This is a genomic window from Vibrio sp. Of14-4 (genome assembly GCF_022347625.1).
Classification (GTDB): domain Bacteria; phylum Pseudomonadota; class Gammaproteobacteria; order Enterobacterales; family Vibrionaceae; genus Vibrio; species Vibrio pristinus.
Genome location: NZ_JAKRGI010000042.1, coordinates 1 through 3508 on the forward strand (window position 1 = coordinate 1; position 3508 = coordinate 3508).

Annotated in this window: 1 protein-coding gene; it reads right to left on the reverse strand. The window is 45.1% G+C overall.

Going from position 1 to position 3508, the window contains the following annotated elements; genetic code table 11:
• Window positions 1-3508, reverse strand: a 3508-nt coding sequence (locus MHN79_RS20665) for a hypothetical protein (protein WP_239174861.1), incomplete at both ends; no start/stop codon positions are given.

The window sequence follows — 3508 nt, forward strand, 5'->3', positions numbered from 1 at the left end:
CGTATCATCATACTCATACTCAGTCTTCTCTCCCGCGCCATTGGTCAGCGATAAGGTGCGGCCCATGGCATCAAGTTCAATGCGCTCTTGCACCGCTCCCGATAAATAAACCTCCTTCACTCGACCAGAAAACTCATAGCTTGTTTTGCGCTCGACACCCTCACCGTTGGTTTCACTGACCACTCGGCCACGATGGTCGTATTTTCGCTGCCACTGCGACACGTATTTTAATCGACTACCTTGCACAGCATCTATGGTGTCTCCACCTGATATCTGGTTCCCTGCTCGATAGTCTTTAGCTACCAACTGTTCAATGATATTGCCACGATTGTCATATCCATATTGGGTGACATGACGCGCGATTTCCCTGCCCGTGCGATCGCCTAAATTATTATAAACTTGGTCGATGTGTTGGCGTATCTTAAAACTCACACGGTTGCTTTCTCTGTATAGGTATGTGGTTTGAACCCCTTCGCGGTCCACTTCTCTATGTAAGCGACCCTTCAAATCATATTCGGCAGATTTAACTAATACACCATCAACAAGAATCTTACTGACTTCACCATAGGTATTGTATTCTTTACTACGAGTATGCCCCTCAGCGTCCGTCGTACTGACTAAACGACCCATTTTGTCATATTGGTAGCTTGTTGAACCTGTTGCAGGATGATATTGGCGTACTTTTCTCCCCATTACATCAAATTCACTGCGAGTTCCCTTAGTATGGGTTAACTCAGAGACAGCAGGACTTTGCCAATCTTGATCACCTTCTAACACCACCTTACCTGTTAGCTCACCAAACCCATTATAATGGCGATACTCAGAGCGACTTTCAGACGTGTTAGCTGCTGTTATAGTCTGACGCAGCAGACCTGTTTTTTCGTCGTAAACATAGCGAGTCTCTGCGCCATATTTATCTGTCGATGATAACAATCGTCCAGCATGATCACGTCGCTCACGCGATAGCAAAACTAATGAGTACTTCCATTCTGTTGGAGCTTTGACCACGGATTTGGCCAACCAAGCAAAGTCTTCGATATTGAGGTAGTCAAGGTCGTCAAAATCATATAAGTAGACTTTTTTGTCTCGCCCACCATCAAGATAGCGCGTTTCCGTCACTGTGCCGCTCTCGTCCCTGTGAAAACGGATACGTCCTAAACTGTCATATGTTGTTTGGGCTATTACGTCATAACTGGAGTATGGAACCTCAAGTCTGTAAACACTTGTCGGTTGATGGTAGCGGCGAGTTTCAGTAAATTTACCATATGTAGAATATTGATGTTTATATTCAGTTACGTAACCATCTCGATCTTGCTCTAGTGCAACCTCACCAGAAGGGTGATACGTCCTATATGTGGAAAACAACACATCATTGGACCTTTCAGCTTCTATCATAGGTCGGCCTTGATTATCCATCCAAGTTCTAAAGCCATACCATTCACCCGGCTTAGAATCACTTGTGTACTCTGTAAGGATGGAAGTGTGTGCATATGGAACGCTTTCATCATGGTAAGACATTGTAACTCGGGGGTTATCTGTATCAGGTATCAGAGCAAGCAGCGAATCCCCAGAAAGGGTCAACTTACCATCGACCAGCCAGTTTGAAGTATCTATTATGGCCTGATACTGAACCTCTACTCGTGTGTTAGCCTTGTCTTTCTGGTATTCTGTCACCGCACCTGTTTCTGACACAGTCAACCATAGCGCTCCTGCGGCATCATAGAATTGAAAACGCGCGCTGCCATCAGGGTGCTGAGTGGCAATCAGTTGCCCCAACTCGTTATAGACAAAATGGCGCTCACGATGTGGCTGTTCTGGGGCGCTGCGGACTTCAGATAATACATGACCCGCTGCACTGTAAGTTCGTGATACGGTTGCACCGCTGGCCTGTGTTACTAGGACTTGACGACTGGCATCGAGATAATGGGTCGATGTGGTCACCCCTTTTGCATCGGTCTGACTGATGATCCGGCCTATACCATCATAGACATTCACCGTACTGCTCAAAAGGCGGGATTCATCACCGGTAGGATGCCCCTTGAACACATCCTGATTGAGCAACTGACCAAACGCATCATAGGTAAAACGAGTATACTGCATACTATCATGGAAGCTGACGCTACCCTGCTCAACGTATTGCTCGTCTATAAGCACCATTTGATCTATGGCTGATGTAGAATCCCACTTTTCAAACACTAGCAACATAGTCTCTGGCAAAGAGAATTGAGGGGTGGTTGAAGAGTCAAACCCAGACAGCTTCAAGTTTAACTTCGTTTCAGCTTGAAGTGTTTGTCTAAAACGATGCCCAAGCTCTGCACTGTGCCATTGACCACTGGTTGAGAGATAAATTTTATCACCAAAGGACATCAGATCACTGAGTTGATCCAGTTTAAGTAAAAGCTCTTCACTTTGTATGGTATCTTGAAAAGTATCATAGGTTTGTGAAGACACTAGTTGGCCTTTTGCATTTAGGTGAGTAATAGTAATTCCCGGTGCTACGCCACCAACATGCGTACCATTTATCCAAACCCCTGTTTCTTCTTGTGAAGCGGCAACAACATCTATATTCGGTTTGACAATACCATTACCGTCAGAATCCAAGGTGTCATAGTGAACTTGGGTATGGAGCAAACCACGCTGATAGGTATAATCGGTTAACAAGGTCTCACTCTTGTCCTGAGCTTTAGCCCAATCAATCATTGCCTCAACAGTCGGCAAAGAGTCTTGAAACAGAGACGAGTTTGTATACTCTCGTGAACGTACGCGTTGGCCAAAACCGTCATACTCATGCTCAGTAACCAATCCCGCTTCAGTGACCTCAAAGCGCAGGTTTAGCCCCTCATAGATAGCGTAGCGATAACCATCGTATTCCATGGATGGCATAATGTCATCGATATCAGATCCAGGCCGGTTATCAATACGTGTTTTTACAAGGCGATTCAAGTCATCGTATTCATAATACTCATCTCCAACACCTCCGCGACCTTCCTTTTTTATACAATTGCCCATTGCATCGTAATCAAAGATAGCCCCTCTTCCGTCCTCTTCGTCCACTCCTGTTAAATTATTATCTTTATCGTAGCCATAGTGAGTAGAAAAAAAATCCTCAAAGTCTGAACCACCATTGATATGGTTTTTGTACACCACTTGGGGAGACTTAGTCTTAACTAAGCGGCCTTGTTCATCATGTTGGTAGTACCAGTTCTGCCCTGTGGCATCGGTTATTTTCAGTTGATGGTCATTGGCGCGCTTTTCGTTATAGTCCAATACGGTGACCGAGCCGTTATCGTCAATTTTACTTAGGCGAGTTGTCCCAGCCACCTCTTTGTACTCAAACGTTAACACGCTGCCATTGCTTTGACTTATCCGTTTAAGAAGATAACTGTCGGCGTTTTGATACGTGTAGGTAGTGGTATAAACCTGACCATCGGTAATGGATTTGTCTTGCGGTGATAAATCCACCGTCACCTTAGATAAACGCCCCTTCGCATCGTAACCATAATGCACT